At 36.2% G+C, this 20,266-nt stretch carries 18 protein-coding genes; 16 read left to right on the forward strand and 2 right to left on the reverse strand.

All coding sequences use genetic code 11. The features are described 5' to 3' along the window. The first annotated feature begins 11 nt into the window (after positions 1-11). From proB to pepC, 16 genes are all read left to right on the forward strand, one after another. Entirely contained in the window at positions 12-815 is an 804-nt protein-coding gene (gene proB, locus ACVRZD_RS05005) for a glutamate 5-kinase (protein ID WP_447450323.1), read from the forward strand. Between the two features lie 11 nt (positions 816-826). Then, a complete protein-coding gene (locus tag ACVRZD_RS05010; RefSeq protein ID WP_037625602.1) occupies positions 827-2,077 on the forward strand; it encodes a glutamate-5-semialdehyde dehydrogenase in 1,251 nt (416 codons plus the stop codon). A 78-nt stretch (positions 2,078-2,155) separates the two neighbouring features. Beyond that, positions 2,156-3,106 carry a 16S rRNA (cytosine(1402)-N(4))-methyltransferase RsmH gene (gene rsmH, locus ACVRZD_RS05015; protein WP_037625600.1) on the forward strand — a complete coding sequence of 317 codons (951 nt, stop codon included), beginning with the start codon at positions 2,156-2,158 and terminating at the stop codon, positions 3,104-3,106. A 3-nt stretch (positions 3,107-3,109) separates the two neighbouring features. Continuing rightward, positions 3,110-3,433 carry a cell division protein FtsL gene (ftsL, locus tag ACVRZD_RS05020; protein WP_037625599.1) on the forward strand — a complete coding sequence of 108 codons (324 nt, stop codon included), beginning with the start codon at positions 3,110-3,112 and terminating at the stop codon, positions 3,431-3,433. 3 nt (positions 3,434-3,436) lie between these two features. Further along, positions 3,437-5,686, forward strand: coding sequence for a penicillin-binding protein PBP2X (gene pbp2x / locus ACVRZD_RS05025; RefSeq protein ID WP_037625597.1), 2,250 nt, complete (start codon positions 3,437-3,439; stop codon positions 5,684-5,686). Position 5,687: 1 nt separating this feature from the next. Further along, positions 5,688-6,695 (forward strand): phospho-N-acetylmuramoyl-pentapeptide-transferase, encoded by a 1,008-nt coding sequence (mraY, locus tag ACVRZD_RS05030; protein ID WP_447450324.1) that lies wholly within the window; start codon positions 5,688-5,690, stop codon positions 6,693-6,695. Between the two features lie 82 nt (positions 6,696-6,777). After that, complete coding sequence (locus ACVRZD_RS05035) at positions 6,778-8,121, forward strand: DEAD/DEAH box helicase (RefSeq protein ID WP_037625593.1); 1,344 nt, start codon at positions 6,778-6,780, stop codon at positions 8,119-8,121. A 132-nt stretch (positions 8,122-8,253) separates the two neighbouring features. After that, positions 8,254-9,069 (forward strand): transporter substrate-binding domain-containing protein, encoded by an 816-nt coding sequence (locus tag ACVRZD_RS05040; protein ID WP_037625591.1) that lies wholly within the window; start codon positions 8,254-8,256, stop codon positions 9,067-9,069. A 119-nt stretch (positions 9,070-9,188) separates the two neighbouring features. Further along, complete coding sequence (locus tag ACVRZD_RS05045) at positions 9,189-9,992, forward strand: amino acid ABC transporter permease (RefSeq protein WP_037625589.1); 804 nt, start codon at positions 9,189-9,191, stop codon at positions 9,990-9,992. Further along, positions 9,992-10,735, forward strand: a complete 744-nt coding sequence (locus ACVRZD_RS05050) for an amino acid ABC transporter ATP-binding protein (protein ID WP_037625588.1) — start codon at positions 9,992-9,994, stop codon at positions 10,733-10,735. The genes ACVRZD_RS05045 and ACVRZD_RS05050 overlap by 1 nt, the downstream gene beginning before the upstream one ends. Before the next feature lie 115 nt (positions 10,736-10,850). Continuing rightward, positions 10,851-11,075 carry a DUF4059 family protein gene (locus ACVRZD_RS05055; RefSeq protein WP_037625586.1) on the forward strand — a complete coding sequence of 75 codons (225 nt, stop codon included), beginning with the start codon at positions 10,851-10,853 and terminating at the stop codon, positions 11,073-11,075. Between the two features lie 64 nt (positions 11,076-11,139). Continuing rightward, on the forward strand, positions 11,140-12,063 hold the full coding sequence (trxB, locus tag ACVRZD_RS05060) for a thioredoxin-disulfide reductase (RefSeq protein ID WP_037625584.1): 924 nt from the start codon (positions 11,140-11,142) through the stop codon (positions 12,061-12,063). Between the two features lie 117 nt (positions 12,064-12,180). Continuing rightward, entirely contained in the window at positions 12,181-13,563 is a 1,383-nt protein-coding gene (locus tag ACVRZD_RS05065; protein ID WP_037625582.1) for an amino acid permease, read from the forward strand. Between the two features lie 118 nt (positions 13,564-13,681). Continuing rightward, positions 13,682-15,142 (forward strand): nicotinate phosphoribosyltransferase, encoded by a 1,461-nt coding sequence (locus ACVRZD_RS05070; protein WP_447450325.1) that lies wholly within the window; start codon positions 13,682-13,684, stop codon positions 15,140-15,142. After that, a complete protein-coding gene (gene nadE / locus ACVRZD_RS05075; protein ID WP_037625579.1) occupies positions 15,139-15,963 on the forward strand; it encodes an NAD(+) synthase in 825 nt (274 codons plus the stop codon). Before ACVRZD_RS05070 ends, nadE begins: the two co-directional genes overlap by 4 nt. Before the next feature lie 91 nt (positions 15,964-16,054). Continuing rightward, positions 16,055-17,389, forward strand: a complete 1,335-nt coding sequence (gene pepC / locus ACVRZD_RS05080; RefSeq protein ID WP_037625577.1) for an aminopeptidase C — start codon at positions 16,055-16,057, stop codon at positions 17,387-17,389. 34 nt (positions 17,390-17,423) lie between these two features. On the opposite strand, the gene pbp1a is transcribed toward pepC, so the two are convergent. Next, positions 17,424-19,646 carry a penicillin-binding protein PBP1A gene (gene pbp1a, locus ACVRZD_RS05085; RefSeq protein ID WP_447450326.1) on the reverse strand — a complete coding sequence of 741 codons (2,223 nt, stop codon included), beginning with the start codon at positions 19,644-19,646 and terminating at the stop codon, positions 17,424-17,426. After that, the gene (recU, locus tag ACVRZD_RS05090) at positions 19,618-20,241 is read right to left on the reverse strand and encodes a Holliday junction resolvase RecU (protein ID WP_037625574.1); all 624 of its coding nucleotides are present in this window, start codon (positions 20,239-20,241) and stop codon (positions 19,618-19,620) included. The genes pbp1a and recU overlap by 29 nt, the downstream gene beginning before the upstream one ends. Positions 20,242-20,266 lie beyond the last annotated feature (25 nt).

The following is a 20,266-nucleotide window of genomic DNA, read 5'->3' on the forward strand; positions in this document are numbered from 1 at the left end:
ATAATCAGAATATGAAGAAACGGAATTTTGAATTAGTAAAACGTATTGTCATTAAAATTGGTACTAGCTCATTGGTCCAAGCCAATGGGAAAATAAATTTAGAAAAAATTGATCAGTTAGCTTTTGTCATTGCGACTTTGGTAAATAAAGGAAAAGAAATTATTTTAGTCTCATCAGGTGCAATGGGATTTGGACTTGATATCTTAAAAATGGACAAACGACCGAGTGATTTGGCGCAACAACAAGCCGTATCAAGTGTTGGTCAAGTGGCTATGATGAGCTTATACTCACAAATTTTTTCGCATTACCAAACCAATGTGTCTCAAATTCTCTTAACACAGGATGTGGTTATTTTTCCAGAAAGCTTACTTAATGTTACGAATGCTTTTGAAAGTTTAATTGCGATGGGCATTGTTCCAATTGTTAATGAGAATGATGCTGTTAGCGTAGATGAGATGGATCATGCCACTAAATTTGGGGATAATGATAGGCTTTCTGCAATTGTATCGAACATAACAAAAGCAGACTTGTTGATCATGCTCTCAGATATTGATGGTTTATTTGATAAAAACCCGACAATTTTTGATGATGCCATTCTTCGTCACCAGGTTAACGCCATTACAGAAGAAATCATCTCCCAAGCTGGAGGCGCAGGCAGTAAGTTTGGAACAGGTGGCATGCTAAGTAAGGTTCAATCGGCGCAAATTGTTTTTGAAAATAATGGGCAAATGATATTGATGAATGGGGCTAATCCGAGAGATATTCTAAATGTGTTAGAGGGTCAAATGATTGGAACTTGGTTTATTCAAAGTTAGGAGTATAGGATATGACTGTTATTGAAAAGCTTGGACAACAAGCAAAAGAAGCAAGCAAGCAATTGTTAAGACTTTCTAGTCAAGAAAAAAATAAATTTTTATTGACTCTGGCAGATTTCCTTGAAGCAGAAAGCCAACTAATTATTAGTGAAAATGCCAAGGATCTTGTAAAAGCACAAGATCATGGTATTTCAGAGGTTATGCGTGATCGCTTGCTATTAAACAAAGACCGTATATCCTCAATGGGGCAAGGGTTGAAACAAGTTACTGAATTAGCTGATCCGATTGGTCAGATTATTAAAGGCTATACAAATACTGATGGCTTAAAAATCATGCAAAAACGTGTGCCACTAGGTGTCATTGCAATGATTTTTGAAAGTCGACCAAATGTTACAATTGATGCGTTTAGCTTAGCTTTCAAAACTAATAATGCTATTATTTTAAGAGGCGGAAGAGATGCCTTGTATTCAAACAAAGCTTTAGTCACTCTTGTTCAAAAAGCTTTGAAGTCAGCTGGTTTACCAGAAAATGCTATTCAATTAGTCGAAGATCCTTCTCATGAGTTAGCAGAAGAACTTATGCAAGCGACAGATTATATTGATGTACTAATTCCTAGAGGAGGCGCCCATCTCATCCAGACAGTTAAGGCAAAAGCAAAAGTTCCTGTGATTGAAACGGGTGTTGGCAATGTGCATATTTATGTCGATCAGTCGGCAGATATTGATATGGCCACCCAAATTGTCATTAATGCAAAAACGCAACGCCCTAGTGTATGTAATGCTGCAGAAGGCTTGGTTATTCATGAAAAGATTGCAGCAACATTTATTCCTCGTTTAGAGGCTGAATTAGCAACAGTTCATCCCATTGAATTTAGAGCAGATGACAAGGCTCTACCTTTGTTTACAGAGGCAGTTCCTGCAAAAGAAGCGGATTTTGCGACCGAGTTTTTAGACTATGTTATGTCAGTTAAAGTTGTTTCTGATTTGGAAGAAGCTATTGAATGGATTAATCACTATAGTAGTCACCATTCAGAAGCTATTATTACTAAGGATTTAGAATCGGCAGAGCAGTTTCAAGAATTGGTTGATGCAGCCGTTGTCTATGTTAATGCCTCTACACGCTTTACCGATGGTTTTGTGTTTGGATTAGGTGCTGAAATTGGTATTTCAACCCAAAAAATGCATGCTAGAGGTCCAATGGGATTAGAAGCATTAACCAGTAGTAAATATTATATTAATGGAAATGGACAAATTAGGCAGTAAAAAAAGAACTGTTAAGTCGAGCGCTTACAGTTCTCCTTTTTGTTTTCTTAATACCTAAAATGTGTTAGAATTAAAGTTATGACAAAAGAATTCCATCATGTTACAGTCCTTCTTAATGAGACTGTTGATATGTTAAACGTAAAATCCAATGGCATCTACGTTGATGCTACTTTAGGGGGTGCTGGTCATTCAGCATATTTATTATCTCAATTAGATGATAATGGGCATTTGTATTGCTTTGACCAAGATCAAAAAGCAATTGATAATGCACAGGTCTTTTTGAAAACCTATGTTGACAAGGGGCAAGTCACCTTTATCAAGGATAATTTTAGGAATCTCAAGTCTAGATTAGCTAGCTTTGGTGTAACAGAAATAGATGGCATCTTATATGATTTAGGAGTTTCTAGTCCACAACTTGATGAAAGAGAACGTGGTTTTTCTTATCGACAAGATGCACCATTAGACATGAGGATGGATACGGATGCTGATTTAACTGCATTTGAGGTTGTTAATAATTATGACTTTAATGACTTGGTTCGTATTTTTTTCCGTTACGGTGAAGATAAATTCTCTAAACAGATTGCAAGAAAAATTGAACAAGCTAGACAAATCAAGTCTATCGAAACCACAACTGAACTTGCGGAGCTGATTAAGTCAGCAAAACCAGCCAAGGAACTTAAGAAAAAAGGGCATCCAGCTAAGCAAATTTTCCAAGCGATTCGTATAGAAGTTAATGATGAATTAGGCGCAGCAGAAGAGTCTATTCAAGATGCAATGGAGCTTTTAGCTTTAGATGGTCGTATTTCAGTCATAACTTTTCACTCTTTAGAAGATCGATTAACGAAACAATTATTTAAAGAAGCCAGCAGTATTGACGTTCCAAAGAACATTCCAATTATTCCAGAACATCTTCAACCAAAGTTTGAGTTGATTTCAAGAAAACCGATTCTGCCCAGCCCAGAGGAGTTAGAGGCAAATAATCGGGCACACTCGGCAAAATTGCGAGTCGCAAGAAAAATTCGGGTATAAACTATGAACAATGAAAAACGAAGTCAAGAAGTAACATCGGCATTGCAAAAGAGAATACAAACTTTCTCTAGAGTTGAGAAGGCTTTTTATACTGCTTTAATTGTGACAGCAATTACCATGTCTATTAGTATCATCTTTTTACAAAGCCGTAAGTTACAGTTACAACAAGATATCACATCTCTTAATAGTAAAATTGATGATAAGCAAACGGAACTTAACAATGCCAGACAAGAGGTCAATGAATTATCACGACGGGATCGCATCGTTGACATTGCTGGCAAAGGTGGTTTAAGTAACCATAACGATAATATTAAGAAGGTTAAATAGGCGATGAATAAATTGATTAAAGGTTTTATAGATTACGCTGTTCGTGATCGTAAAACACCTGTAAAAAATCGAGAACATGTTGGTCAGAACATGATGATTTTAAGTATCTTTCTCTTTTTTGTTTTTATTATCAATTTTGTTATTATTATTGGAACAGATAGAAAATTTGGGGTTAATCTTTCTGAGGGCGCAAAAAATGTTTATCAAGAAACAGTGACAGTGCAAGCAAAGCGTGGGACTATTTATGATCGCAATGGTATAGCAATAGCTGTTGACTCGACAACTTATAGTATTTATGCTGTTTTGGACAAATCATTCGTTTCGGCTACAGGTGAAAAATTATACGTTCAGCCCTCACAGTTTGATACCGTGGCTACTATTTTAAATAAACAATTAGAAATTAAGAAAAAAGATGTTATCAAACAATTAAGGCGAAGTGGCTTATTTCAAGTTTCCTTTGGCACACCAGGTTCAGGTATCTCATATAGTAAGATGACCACCATCCGAAAAGAGATGGAAGAGGCTAAAATAAAAGGTGTTGCTTTTACAACTAGTCCGGGACGCATGTACCCAAATGGAACCTTTGCTTCAGAATTTATAGGTTTAGCTTCACTCCATGAAAATAAGGATGGCAGTAAGAGTCTAGTTGGTAAAACTGGTTTAGAAGCTTCAATGGATAGTACTTTATCTGGAAAAGATGGTACGATCACCTATGAAAAAGATAGAAATGGCAATACCTTATTAGGAACAGGTAAGACAGTCAAAAAAGCTATTGATGGAAAAGATGTCTATACAACAATTTCTGAGCCAATCCAAACCTTCTTAGAAGCTCAGATGGATGTATTCCAAAAAAAAGCTAAAGGTGTACTTTCAAGTGCAACTCTTGTAAATGCTAAAACAGGTGAAATTCTTGCCACTTCTCAACGACCAAGCTATAATGCAGATACTTTAGAAGGCTTAAATAATAAAAATTATAATTGGAAAAGTGCGCTTTATCAAAACAACTTTGAACCTGGATCAACAATGAAAGTTATGACACTAGCGTCTGCTATTGATAATGGCATTTTTAAGCCCAATGATGTTTATAGCAATGCTAATGGTTTGACCATTGCAGACGCAACGATCCAAGACTGGTCAATTAATGAAGGTATCTCAACTGGTCAGTATATGACATATGCTCAAGGTTTTGCATACTCCAGTAACGTCGGAATGACCAAGTTGGAACAAAAGATGGGTGGGAAGACTTGGTTAGACTATTTGTCTAAATTCAAGTTTGGTTTCCCTACACGATTTGGGATAGGCGATGAAGAGTCAGGGATTTTCCCAGGGGATAATATTGTTACGCAAGCAATGAGTGCTTTTGGACAGGGTATTTCAGTTACAGAAATTCAAATGTTAAGGGCGTTTTCAGCTATTGCAAATAACGGTGTCATGCTAGAGCCTAAATTTATTAGTAAAATCTACGATCCTAATAATGGAAGCTATCGTACATCACGAAAAGAAGTGATAGGAAAACCTGTCTCAAAGAAAGCTGCTAGCGAGACCAGAGATTATATGGTGACCGTTGGAACTGACCCTGTTTTTGGAACTCTCTATTCGAAATCGTCTGGACCAATTATTAAGGTTGGTGATTTACCGGTCGCCGTTAAATCAGGAACGGCCCAAATTGCAGCAGAAAATGGTAGTGGTTACCTAGAAGGTGGTCAAACAAACTACGTCTTTTCAGTAGTGGCTATGGTTCCTTCTGACAACCCAGACTTTATTATGTATGTCACTGTTCAGCAGCCTGAACACTGGTCAGGTTTATTTTGGCAAGATGTAGTTAATCCTGTCTTAGAAGAAGCCTACCTCATGCAAGAAACTCTGGCTGAGCCTCCCGCTGATGCTAAAAAAGGAACAGCATATAAGTTGCCTGATTTTATTGGTCAATCTCCTGGAGCTACTGCAGATGAATTACGTCAAAATTTAGTGCAACCAATTGTTCTTGGAACTGGCAGGAAGATTGTCAAAATGTCTAAGAGTAAGGGGACTAATTTGGTAGAGAATCAACAACTTTTGATTCTGACTGATAAATTAACGACAGTCCCAGATATGTATGGTTGGACCAAATCAAATGTTGAAAAATTTGCTAAATGGACTGGAATTGAAGTAAGCTATAAGGGTTCTGGTTCTGGGAGAGTAACGAAACAGAATGCGGAAGTCGGTAAATCGCTTCATAAGATTAAAAAAATAACAATTACACTAGGAGATTAACATGTTTTTAACAATCATAGCGGCAATCATATCATTAGTATTGACTGCTCTTGTCATGCCATTTTTTATAAAGTACTATCAATTGAAAAAAATTGGTGGGCAACAAATGCATGAAGATGTTAAACAGCACTTAGCCAAAGCAGGTACACCAACAATGGGTGGGACGGTCTTCCTTCTTGTCGCAACTCTAGTGTCCTTTGTTTTTGCCTTACTATTTTACCGTCAAGGAAGTAGTTTGGGGCTCATTTCAGGAATCCTATCTGTCGTTGTTATTTATGGCTTAATTGGTTTTCTAGATGATTTTTTAAAGATATTTAAACAAAAAAATGAAGGCTTAACCGCTAGGCAAAAATTTGCTTTGCAAATTGTAGGGGGATTAATTTTCTACTTATTACATGTTTTACCAAGTGGTATAGATGCTGTCAATATATTAGGATATCAATTACCTTTAGGTGTGTTTTATGTTCTCTTTGTCTTATTTTGGGTGGTTGGATTCTCTAATGCTGTCAATTTGACGGATGGTATTGATGGTTTAGCATCGATTTCTGTCGTTATTTCACTTTTCGCCTATGGTATCATTGCCTATCTTCAACAGCAATTTGATGTTCTCTTATTGATTGGTGTTATGATTGGGGCACTAATAGGATTCTTTTTTTACAATCACAAGCCTGCCAAGGTCTTTATGGGTGATGTCGGTAGTTTAGCATTAGGTGCTATGCTTGCTGCTATCTCTATTGCTTTGCGTCAGGAATGGACCCTGCTTATCATTGGGATTGTTTACGTATTTGAAACAACTTCTGTGATGATGCAAGTTTCATATTTTAAATACACGAAGAAAAAATTTGGAGAAGGTCGTCGTATTTTTAGAATGACACCCTTTCACCATCATTTAGAACTAGGTGGACTTACTGGAAAATCAGATCGTTGGTCAGAATGGAAGGTTGATGCCTTCTTATGGTCAGTCGGTTTAGTTGCTAGTTTAATTGTTTTAGCAGTATTATATGTATAAAGTGATTTGCAGTGCAGATGATGCACTGCATTTTGCTTGTCTAAGCCTTTAATGTTATAATATGAGAGAAGAAGAGGTTACTATGTCATTTAAAGATTATAATTTTAAGCAATACATCCAAGAGGCCTTGGATGCTATCAAATTTACTGAACCAACAGACGTTCAGAAAAAACTAATACCAATTGTCAATTCAGGACGTGATTTAGTCGGTGAATCAAAAACAGGGTCAGGAAAAACACATACTTTCTTATTACCAATTTTTGAAAAATTAAATGAAAATCAATCACATGTTCAAGTTTTAATAACTGCGCCAAGCCGGGAATTAGCAACGCAGATATTTAATGCAGCAAAACAAATTGCAAGTTTCTCAGAAAAAGAAATTCGTCTTGTCAATTACGTTGGAGGTACGGATAAACAGCGCCAGATTGAAAAATTAAAAGTTTCTCAACCACATATTGTAGTTGGAACACCTGGTCGTATCTATGATTTAGTCAAATCTGGTGATTTGGAAATTCATAAAGCTACTACATTTGTCGTTGACGAAGCTGATATGACCATGGATATGGGATTTTTGGATACTGTTGACAAGATTGCGTCAGCTCTTCCAAAAGCGGTGCAAATCCTTGTCTTTTCAGCTACAATCCCTCAAAAATTACAGCCATTTTTGAAGAAATATTTGACAAACCCAGTTATTGAACAAATCAAGACGCAGACTGTGATTGCGGATACCATTGATAATTGGTTAGTGTCAACTAAAGGGCGTGATAACAATAGTCAGATTTTAGCAATTCTTCAAAATATGACTCCCTATTTAGCCATGCTATTTGTTAATACAAAAGAAAGAGCAGATGAACTACACTCTTTCCTTGTTGCAAATGGCTTAAAGGTTGCAAAAATTCATGGGGGTGTTCCGCCAAGAGAGCGCAAACGGATTATGAATCAAGTGAAAAAACTTGATTATCAATATATCGTTGCGACTGATTTAGCAGCGCGTGGGATTGATATTGAGGGTGTTAGTCATATTATTAATGATGCTATCCCACAAGATTTATCTTTCTTTGTTCACCGTGTCGGTCGTACTGGACGAAATGGGATGTCAGGTATTGCCATTACACTTTATAAACCAAGTGATGACTCAGATATCAAAGAACTTGAAAAATTAGGGATTCAATTTGTACCAAAAATGCTAAAAAATGGGCATTTTGAAGATACTTATGACCGCGACCGTCGCCAATCAAGAGAAAAATCTTACAAAAAACTTGATACGGAAATGATTGGTTTGGTTAAAAAGAAAAAGAAAAAAGTTAAACCGGCTTATAAGAAAAAAATTCAATGGGTTGTTGATGAAAAACGTCGTAAGGAACGTCGTGCAGAAGGCCGTGCCAAAGGTAGGGCTGAACGTAAAGCTAAAAAACAAACTTTTTAATAATACTATGAGGGAGTCTAAGTAGGCTCCTTTTGTGATAGGTTTTTATAATTACCCTGATAGAAAAGCTATATTAGCTAGTTAATTCATTTTTTGATAGGATAATGATATCAATACAAAGAGGTCAAAGAGATGAAAAAAATAATAACTGGCATATTAGGACTTATTTTTTTGCTTGTGGCACTTAGTGTTTCAACGGTAAAAGCTGATTCCAAGGAAAAAGTGATAGTTGCGACAGATAGTGCAACAAAACCATTTACATATAAGGATGGTAAAAAAGATACCGGCTATGATATCGAAGTCTTAAAAGCTGTTTTTAAGGGATCAAAAAAATACCAATTGGAAATTCAAACAGTTGCCTTCCCATCTATATTAACAGGAATAGATGCAGGCCGGTACCAGATTGCAGCCAATGATTTTGCCTATAGTAAAGAAAGAGAAGCAAAGTATCTTTTTTCTAGTCCCATTTCTAAATCAAATTTTGCTATCGCGACTAGAGGAAAAACTAAAATTTCAACATTAAAAGATTTGTCTGGTAAGAAAACACAAGGAATCTCTGGGGCTAATTATATGCAAGTAATGGAAAAATGGAATAAAGAGCATCCAGATAAGAAATCTATTAACTTAACTTATGCAGGTTCATCAACGCCCTATACACAGCGTTTACAAATGCTTGAAGATGGACAACTGGATTTCTTGTTATATGACGCTATTTCTTTAAAAACTGCAATCAAAGATCAAGGCTTTGACTTAAAAGTAACGAATTTAAAGGGGACGGTCGGTGATGACAAGGATGGTTTAGAGTATTTTATTTTTTCTAAAGACGACAAGGGTCAAGAACTGCAATCTTTTGTAAATCAACGCCTTAAAGTTTTGAAAAAATCAGGACAATTAACAAAACTTAGTCAAACTTTCTTTGAAGGAGATTTTGTTTCATCTCTTAAATAAATGAAAATCTTATCACATTTGGTGATAAGATTTTTCTATTGTCCCCATAGTAAATTCATATTTTACAGAAATACTAAGTAGTGATAAACTATAGTTTACTATTACCAAAAGGAGTTGTCATGTCCCACTTATATTTAGCCAGTTCTTGGGACTGGTTTCATCAATTAACAGCTAACATTCCAGAAGGAAAATTGTTTAGCTGGCGTGCAGTTTTTGATGCCATTCCTGATATCATGAATCGACTTCCGATTACCTTGTTACTTACGATTATTGGAGCAATAATTGGCTTACTGTTAGCCCTTCTTTTTGCAATTGTAAAAATCAATCGGGTTAAAGTACTGTATCCTATTCAGGCAGTCTTTGTCAGTTTTTTACGAGGGACTCCAATACTTGTTCAGTTGATGTTGACCTACTATGGCATACCGCTATTCCTAAAATATTTGAACCTTACTTATGGACTTCATTGGAACATTAATGCCATTCCTGCGTCAGTCTTTGCAATTACAGCTTTTGCCTTTAATGAGGCAGCTTACATGAGTGAGACTATTCGCGCAGCCATTCTTTCAGTAGATGAAGGAGAAATTGAAGCAGCTAAAAGTCTAGGCATGTCTAATAGGCAAGTTTATCAACGTGTGATTATCCCAAATGCTGCAGTTGTTGCTACCCCAACGTTGATTAATGGTTTGATTGGCTTAACTAAAGGAACCTCGTTAGCTTTTAATGCTGGAATTGTTGAAATGTTTGCTCAAGCTCAGATTCTTGGTGGTGCAGATTACCGTTATTTTGAGCGCTATATTTCTGTGGCCCTCATCTATTGGATGATTAGCTTTTTTATTGAACAGCTTGGTGCTTCTATTGAGCGACGAATGGCTATCAAGGCGCCGGAACAAATCAATGATAAGATGATGGGGGAATTACGCTAATGATTACCATTTCACATTTAAGTAAGAGTTTTTCAGGACAAAAGGTTCTAGATGATATTTCGTTAACGATCGAAAAAGGACAGGTTATTGCTTTAGTTGGCTCATCAGGGGCTGGAAAATCAACATTTCTTAGAAGTCTTAATTTTCTAGAAAAACCAGATAGAGGGCAACTAACAATTGGAGAAGATTTTTTTGATTTTGAAAAGATAAGTGGTGACGACATACTCTTTTTGAGACGTCGATTAGCAATGGTTTTCCAGCAATTTAATCTCTTTGAACGTAGGACTGCACTGGAAAATGTTAAAGAAGGTCTAACTGTCGTTAAAAAACTGTCTGATACTGAAGCGACAGCTATTGCTCAGGAAGAATTAGCGAAGGTTGGCTTAGCGGATCGCCAAAATCACTACCCAAGACATCTATCGGGAGGGCAAAAACAACGTGTTGCTTTGGCGCGTGCACTAGCTATGAAGCCAGATGTTTTACTACTTGATGAGCCAACTTCAGCTTTGGATCCAGAGTTGGTATTAGAAGTTGAGAAGGCAATTGCAGTTGCTGCAGAGGCAGGACAGACAATGATTTTAGTGAGTCATGATATGAATTTTGTCTATCAGGTGGCAGATAAGGTCCTATTTTTGGATCAAGGGAAAGTGATTGAATCAGGGACACCAGAAGAAATGTTCAAAGCTCCGAAAGAAGAACGGACGAAAGCTTTCTTTATGAAATCTACAAATTCCGTTTTATAATTTATTTTTTTTACAAATATTTTGATATAATAGATAAGTCTGGGTCAGCCTAGACTTTTTCTTGTGAGGCCACAAGGTAAGGAAAAAATAAACGTATTGGTAGGAGAAGGAAGCGATGTTAAAAGAATTATTTGGTCTATACGTACAAGGGCTAATATTATCATCTATAACTGTCCTTATTATTTGCTGCCTTTGGACGCTACTTAGAGCAAGAAGTAAAAAAGATAAAACAGCTTCAGAAAAGCAAACTTTTCTTTATGAAATGATTACAATTGCAATTATCTTGATTCCAATTGTATCCTTTGCATATATGAGTATTTTGATTGTCTTGAAATCATAAACTTTGCATTACATTAATAGCATTGATAAAATGATGACAGAAAACATTATAAGGAGAATTAATCATGTTTGATACATTAATTATTGGATCAGGTCCAGCGGGAATGACAGCTGCTTTATATGCAGCGAGAAGTAATCTCAAAGTTGGTATTATCGAACAAGGTGCCCCTGGTGGACAAATGAATAATACCTCTGAAATTGAAAATTATCCAGGATATGATAATATCACTGGACCTGAATTATCAATGAAAATGTTTGAACCACTTGAAAAGTTCCATGTAGAACACATCTATGGAATTGTTGAAAAGGTCGAAGATTTGGGTAATATTAAACGTGTTTGGGCTGATGATGAGCATTATGATGCTAAGACTATTATTATGGCAACTGGAGCAAAATACAAGCTCTTAGGTGTTCCTGGTGAAGAAACTTATACTAGCCGAGGCGTATCTTATTGTGCCGTTTGTGATGGTGCATTCTTTAGAAATCAAGACCTATTAGTTGTTGGTGGGGGTGATTCAGCAGTTGAGGAAGCTATCTATTTGACGCAATTCGCCAAGTCTGTAACAGTAGTACATCGCAGAGATCAATTACGAGCTCAGAAAATCTTACAAGATCGTGCTTTTGCTAATAACAAAGTTAGCTTTATTTGGGATTCAGTCGTTGACGAAATTAAAGGTAGTGATATCAAGGTTTCATCAGTAGCTATTAAAAATGTCAAAACTGGTCAAGTAACTGAACATGAATTTGGTGGAGTCTTCATCTATGTAGGAATGATACCAGTGACAAGTATGGTTACAGATTTAGGTATCTGTAATACAGAAGGTTGGATTGAGACAGATGACCATATGCGTACTAAGTCGCCAGGAATTTTTGCTATCGGGGATGTCCGGCAAAAAGATTTAAGACAAATCACAACTGCAGTCGGTGATGGTGCTATCGCAGGACAAGGCGTCTACCATTATATCGAAAATTTATCAGTAGAGAAGTAAGACTAAAGACCAGTCATTGAAGAAGTGATTGGTCTTTGCCAATATGATTTAAATATAATGTTGTCAATTTTCTGAAAATATAGTATAATAATCATATTTTATTGAACGGAGTAAAGAATGTCAAAAGAAAAACAGTCAGAACAAAATGAACTTGAAAATGGGATGGTTCGTGGTTTACAGAATCGTCATGTCCAGTTAATTGCTATTGCAGGTACAATTGGAACAGGTTTATTTATGGGGGCAGGTCGCTCAATTGCTTTAACAGGACCTTCCATTATATTCATTTATATCCTTACAGGTATCTTCATGTACTTGATGATGCGTGCTATTGGTGAAATGTTATACTATGACCCAGACCAACATACCTTTATTAACTTTATTACAAAATATATTGGACCTGGTTGGGGACATTTTTCTGGATTATCTTACTGGGTATCTTTGGTGTTTATCGGAATGGCCGATATTACAGCTGTAGGGACCTATGTTCAGTATTGGTTTCCCAACTGGCATTCTTGGTTAATTCAATTGGTATTTCTAGCAATTCTGGCTTCAGTTAATCTGATTGCGGTTCGTTTGTTTGGAGAAACTGAATTTTGGTTTGCAATGATTAAAATTGTGGCTATTCTTGCTTTGATTGCTACTGGTATTTTTATGGTAATGACTGGCTTTAAAACACCGACTGGTCATGCTAGCCTTGCTAATATTGGAAGTCACTTTTCACTTTTTCCTAATGGGATACTAAAATTTCTAATGGGATTCCAAATGGTATTCTTTGCTTATCAAGCTATTGAGTTTGTAGGGATAACAACTTCTGAAACTGCTAATCCAAGAAAAGTACTGCCAAAGGCCATTAAAGATATTCCAGTTCGTATTGTTATTTTTTATGTAGGATCTTTGATTTCAATTATGGCTATTGTTCCTTGGCATCAATTACCTGTTGAACAATCACCATTTGTTATGGTCTTTAAGTTACTAGGAATCAAATGGGCTGCGGCACTCATTAACTTTGTTGTGTTAACATCTTCAGCCTCAGCATTAAATTCTGTCTTGTATTCGACAGGACGTCATATGTATCAGATAGCAAATGAGAACCCAAATAAATTAACAACAGGTTTGAAATTAAATACATTATCAAGACAAGGTGTTCCTAGTCGTGCTATCATCTTCTCAGCCATCATTGTCGGTATTTCAGCTGTTATTAATATTATTCCAGGTATCTCAGATGCCTTTACCTTAATTGCTGCTTCGTCTTCAGGAGTTTATATAGCTATCTATGCCTTAACAATGATTGCTCATTGGAAATACCGGAAATCAGCTGATTTTATGCCAGATGGTTTCCTAATGCCAGCTTATCAAGTAACAACACCAATTACATTAGCATTCTTTGCTCTAGTTTTTGTATCCTTGTTCTTACAAAGTTCAACTTATATTGGTGCTATTGGTGCAACTATATGGATTATTGTTTTCGGTGTTTATTGTAATAAGCGTTATAATAAATAATAGAAGGGATGTTAATCATCCCTTTTTGTTGTGTTTTGCATGATATGCAATCAATGACAGCTCTGGGCAAATCAAAATTATGTTATAATAATAACAATAATTTAAAGGAGTCACCTCGATGTATAAAGATGACAGTTTGACACTTCACACTGATTTATATCAGTTAAATATGATGCAGGTTTATTTTGAGCAGGGCATCCACAATAAAAATGCAGTTTTTGAAGTTTATTTTCGTAAGGAGCCCTTTGAAAATGGCTATGCTGTCTTTGCAGGTTTAGAAAGAATAGTTAACTATCTTGAGAATTTATCGTTTTCAGAGACAGATTTAGCTTATCTAAAAGATTTAGGCTATAATCAAGCTTTTTTAGATTATTTATCTCAGATGACATTGGAGTTAAGTGTTCGCTCTGCCAAAGAGGGTGATTTGGTTTTTGCCAATGAACCTATAGTGCAAATTGAGGGGCCTCTTGGCCAGTGCCAACTTGTAGAGACGGCTTTATTGAATATTGTTAACTTTCAAACCTTAATTGCTACTAAAGCAGCGCGTATTCGTTCAGTTATTGAAGATGAGCCATTACTTGAATTTGGGACACGACGTGCTCAAGAAATGGATGCAGCTATTTGGGGAACGCGTGCAGCAGTTATTGGTGGAGCAAATGCTACAAGTAATGTGCGAGCTGGAAAACTCTTTGATATTCCTGTTTCAGGAACGCATGCTCATGCTTTAGTTCAAACTTATGGAAATGATTACCAAGCTTTTAAAGCTTATGCTAAAAGTCACAAAGATTGCGTCTTTTTGGTAGATACTTATGATACGTTACGAGTTGGTGTACCAAGTGCAATTAAAGTGGCTAAAGAATTGGGTGATGAGATAAATTTCTTAGGAGTTCGCTTGGATTCAGGAGATTTAGCCTATCTATCTAAAAAAGTTCGTCAGCAGTTAGATGAGGCTGGTTTTACTGAGGCTAAAATCTACGCATCTAATGATTTGGATGAAGAAACGATTCTTAGTTTAAAAATGCAAAAAGCTAAAATTGATGTTTGGGGTGTTGGAACGAAACTAATTACGGCATATGATCAGCCTGCTTTAGGAGCTGTTTATAAAATTGTTTCGATTGAAGATGACAAGGGTCAAATGCATGATACAATTAAGCTTTCTAACAATGCAGAGAAAGTTTCAACTCCTGGTAAAAAACAAGTTTGGCGTATCACAAGTCGGGCTAAAGGTAAATCTGAAGGAGACTATGTCACATTTTCAGATTGTGATGTAAATCAATTGGAAGAAATTGAAATGTTCCATCCAACTTATACTTATATCAATAAAGTAGTGAAAGAATTTGATGCAGTCCCACTTTTAGTTGATATTTTTGTAAAAGGAAAACGTGTTTATGACTTACCGAGTCTTCAGGATATTCAAAATTATGCCCGTGGTGAATTTGATAATTTATGGGATGAGTACAAACGTATCCTGAACCCTCAGGATTACCCAGTTGACTTGGCCCGTGATGTTTGGGAAAATAAAATGGCTCTTATTGATAAAATTCGAAAAGAAACTTTGAGAACAGGTGATTTAAAATGACATTACAAACTGAAATTATAAAGGTATTAGGCGTAAAACCATCAATTGTTCCCTTAGAAGAGATTAGGAAATCTGTAGATTTTTTAAAAGCTTATATGCAAAAACACCCTTTTTTAAAAACCATGGTATTGGGAATTTCAGGAGGTCAGGATTCGTCACTAGCTGGTCGTTTGGCTCAACTAGCGATTTCTGAATTAAGAGCTGAGAAAAATGATGACTCTTATCAATTCATCGCAGTTCGTCTACCTTACGGTGTACAATCTGACGAATCAGATGCTCAAAAGGCTTTAGCCTTTATCAAGCCCGATCAATCATTAACGGTTAACATTAAGGATGCAGTCGATTCTCAAGTCGCAGCATTAGCACAAGCAGGTATTGATATTTCAGATTTCAACAAAGGGAATATCAAGGCAAGACAACGCATGATTACCCAGTATGCCATAGCAGGACAAACAAGTGGAGCAGTGATTGGCACAGACCATGCTGCAGAAAACGTCACAGCATTCTTTACTAAGTTTGGAGATGGCGGAGCAGATATCTTACCTTTATTTCGATTAAATAAACGTCAGGGAAGAGAATTGCTTAAAGAGCTTGGAGCGAATAAATCCCTTTATGAAAAAGTACCGACTGCTGATTTGGAAGAAAATAAACCAGGAATTGCTGACGAAGTAGCATTAGGTGTGACTTATGATGAAATAGATGACTATTTAGAAGGAAAACAAATTAGTAAAGCGTCTCAAGAAAAAATTGAGGCTTGGTGGAACAAGGGCAAACATAAAAGACATTTACCAATTACTATTTTTGATGATTTTTGGAAATAAAGATAAAAAAGTTAGGGAAACCTAACTTTTTATGTTGAAGAAAAATGAATAAGTCATATAATAGAAGAGTGATAAAGAAATGGAGGATATTATGGCAGAATTAACCGAAAGTTTTACCGAAAAATTATATGAACAATATGAGGCAAATGCAAAATTTTCAGCAATAGAAAATGCGGTAACCCATAATGGTTTATTACACTCTTTAGAGACTAGACAAAGCGAAATTGAAAATGACTTTACCTTTTCAGTTGATTTAACAAAGGATAAAGTAACCAATCAAAAATCATCGGGCCGTTGTTGGATGTTTGCAGCTTTAAATACATTTCGACACAAATTAATTTCTGACTATCAATTAGAAGATTTTGAATTATCGCAGGCTCACACTTTTTTTTGGGATAAATATGAAAAATCAAACTGGTTTATGGAACAAGTCATTGCAACAGCAGATCAGCAATTATCGAGTCGCAAGGTTAAATTCCTTTTGGATGTTCCTCAACAGGATGGTGGACAGTGGGATATGGTAGTAGGATTATTTGAAAAATATGGGGTGGTTCCTAAATCAGTCTATCCTGAATCTGTTTCATCAAGCAATAGTAATGAACTCAATAGCATTCTAAACAAGCTGTTAAGACAAAATGCCCAGATTTTACGTGATATGTTTGAGGCAGGGCAAACTAATAGTGAGCTACAAACGAAGAAGGAAGAGTTATTGGCAGAAGTGTTTAACTTTTTAGCTATGAATCTGGGTTTGCCCCCTCGTCAGTTTGATTTTGCTTACCGAGATAAGAATAATCACTATCAATCAGAAAAAGGAATTAGTCCAAAAGCGTTTTACGAGAAATATGTTGGTATCAATTTATCAGACTATGTTTCTGTTATTAATGCGCCAACACGTGATAAACCATTTGGCAAAGCTTATATTGTAGAAATGCTTGGAAATGTTGTTGGTGGGCCGGAAGTTCGCTATTTAAACCTTGAAATGAATAGATTTAAGGAATTAGCTATTAAACAACTAAAGAATGGTGAGACTGTCTGGTTTGGTTCCGATGTTGGTCAAGTATCAGATCGTAAAAAAGGTATTCTAGCAACAAATACATATGATTTCACTTCGAGTATGGATATCTTATTAAGTCAAGATAAAGCTGGACGATTGGATTATAGTGAAAGTTTAATGACGCATGCTATGGTTCTAACAGGTGTTGATTTAGACCAATATGGGGCTCCGTTGAAATGGAAAGTTGAAAATTCTTGGGGTGAAAAAGTAGGTAAAAAGGGGTATTTTGTTGCCTCGGATGCTTGGATGGATGACTATACTTACCAAATTGTTGTAAGAAAAGAATTACTTTCAGAAGAAGAACTAAACGCTTATGAAGGCCGGGCACAAGTATTAGCTCCATGGGATCCAATGGGAGCTTTAGCAAAATAAAAAAAAAACGGAAATTTCCGTTTTTTTTATGTTACTAATTTGAATTATTAACACCATTACCATTTCCGTTGCCAGGAGTTGCCCCATTTGAATTATTATTTCCTGGTGGTGTATTTCCTGAATTTGCTCCCGAACTATTAGTTGAATTGGAGTTTGAAGGAGCTGATGAAGGTGTGCTACTTGAATCATTAGTAGCTGAATTAGACTGTGAGCTACTAGAGTTGCCGTAGATGTTGTTATAAACTGAGCTACCATAGTTGCTATTGCTTGTATATGTTCCACTTAAATAGAGGAAACCACCACTTCGGTAAAGTCCAGTTGGCATTAACCAGTCTTCACTATAGCCGTCAGTGACATAAGACATCATATTTCGGTAGACACTTGTAGCGACTTTTAAGCCATTGCCATATACCGGAGTTAAACGATTTCTATAACCAGTCCAAACCGCCATAGCATATTTATTGGTATAACCAACGAAGTTTTCATCGGGTGCCATAGTACCAACATAGTCAGGGTAAAGACCAGTTTCAGCTTCAATTTTAGCTAATTCTTCATCGGTATAGTTTGATGTACCAGTTTTACCAGCTTGAACAACTCCAGGAATTTGGGCATCAACCCCAGTACCATAAGTTAAAACTGTTTTCATCATATCTGTCATCATGTAAGCAGTGGTTTCTTTCATTGCACGCTTACCTTTGTTTTCTATGATCTTTTTAGTACCATCACTAAATTCAATTTTATTAACATATTGTGGTTTATAGTAGGTTCCACCATTTGCAAAGGCAGCATAGGCCATCGCCATTTTTTCACTACTTGCACCATATTTGTCACCTGACCCACTATTATTACTTGAAATCGCATTAGAATAGTTCATTTCTGGATAATCAATTCCTAAATCGTTAAGGAAAGATTTAGCAGTTTCTAAGCCAGCAGCTTCAAGTGCTCTGACGGCTGGTACGTTACGAGATTGTTGAATGGCGGTTTGGATGGTCATCCAGCCATTATAACGACGATCCCAGTTATATAGCTGGGTCTGTGTTCCTGGCCAGAAGTAAATAGAATCATTTGTAGACTGTGCTGTTGAATTGTATGCACCAGACTCAATGGCAGGACCATAGTCGGAAATTGGTTTCATTGTTGATCCCCAGTCCCTGTCAGTAAGGACAGCCTGGTTGGTACCGAATGAAACGTTTGTGTCTTGTTTTCTACCACCCAATTGGGCAATAACATGACCATTTGTTACATCAACAACTGTGGAAGCAACTTGGAATTGATCGTCTGGGTAATAAACGAAGTCTTCGGTATTATAGATATCATAAAGACGTTTTTGAGCTTCAGGGATGATGTTAGTATAGACTTTTAAACCAGATGTGAAAATATCTTTGTTGGTTTCAGAATTTACTTGATTAATGACTTGTTTTAGATAATTATCCATATATTTAGGATAACTAGAGGTTTGCTTTAAGGCTTGTAACCCATCGTTAACAGGCGTTTTAATCGCTTTGTCGTATTCAGCCTTAGTTAAATTCTTTTCAGAATACATTTGTTGTAAAACGACATTACGACGAGTTGTTGCTGCTTGTGGGTTTATATAGGGATCATACTGATTTGGAGCTTGCGGAATCCCTGCAAGCAGCGCTAATTGTGCATAAGATAAATCTTTTAAGTCTTTTCCATAGTATGCCTTAGAGGCAGTTAACATGCCATAGTTACCATTTCCCATATAAACTTTATTAATGTAGAACGTCAGAATTTCTTGCTTGGTATATTTTCGCTCCATCTTTAGAGCTAACCAAACTTCCTGAGCTTTCCTTTTTAAGGTTTGGTCAGATTCTTTAGTTGAAAAATATGCCAGTTTAATAAGTTGTTGGTCAAGAGTTGAGCCACCTTGAGTACTAGAACTAGTTAAGTTGTGGAATGCAGCACCTAAGATACGATAAAGGTCAACACCTCTATGATTAAAGAATCGTTTATCTTCAATTGAGGTAATAGCATTTACTAAATTTAAAGGAATACTGTCTGCAGTTACATTTTCACGTTTCTCAGAGCCTAAATCAGCTATTAGTTTATTGTTGGCATCATAAACCAAACTGGAGTTCGTTGATTTTAGAGATGCTTCAGAAAGCTTTGGAGCTGTGCTCACGTAGAATGCAAATAAAAGACCACCAAAAAGGATTGAAATAATAATGATACTAAGAATTCCTGCGAGTGCATATTTTAGTACTTTTTTAACTGTTGGATTTTTGATTGTAATCACCGCCTATAAAATTTTCTTCTATAATTTCTAAGTAAGGAACTTGTGGAAAAGCTCCAATTATTATCGGGAAGCTGTTTTTTTTGATATAATCAAGTGGCATTGATTTATTCCCTTTATCGATTTGATAAAAAGCAATCAATTTTTCAGCTGGCAGATAATAAGTTTCTTTCAGGGTTGAAAAGTGTAAAAGGACAAAGCAAATTCCCTTTTGTTCTATAACCGAAGCCATGTGCTCAATCTGATGCGCATGAAAATTTTTCATTGGCATAGCAGTTTTTTGCCGTGTTTCTTTGGCTTCAAAATCTATATAGTACCCTTTATAAACACCAGAGTAATCTGTTGTAGAAGCTTGTCTAAAATAGGCTTCTACAATTTTTGCTCGACTTCTTTGTGGATAGTCGACTTTTACAATTTGTATAGGTGTTGGTTTTTTATGGATAACAGCAAGATGTCTAGAAAGGTAATAATCATTTGTCGCATTGATTGCTGCTTCAAATGTCATTCCTCGATTTGCAAAATCAATTTTGGACTCTTTTTTTGTTGTTTGAACAGGGCTTGCATTTTTCCGTATAAGATGATGAGGGTAGTTAACCATAGTTCTCCTATCTTCATTGACTTAA

Source organism: Streptococcus hongkongensis, from assembly GCF_053206145.1.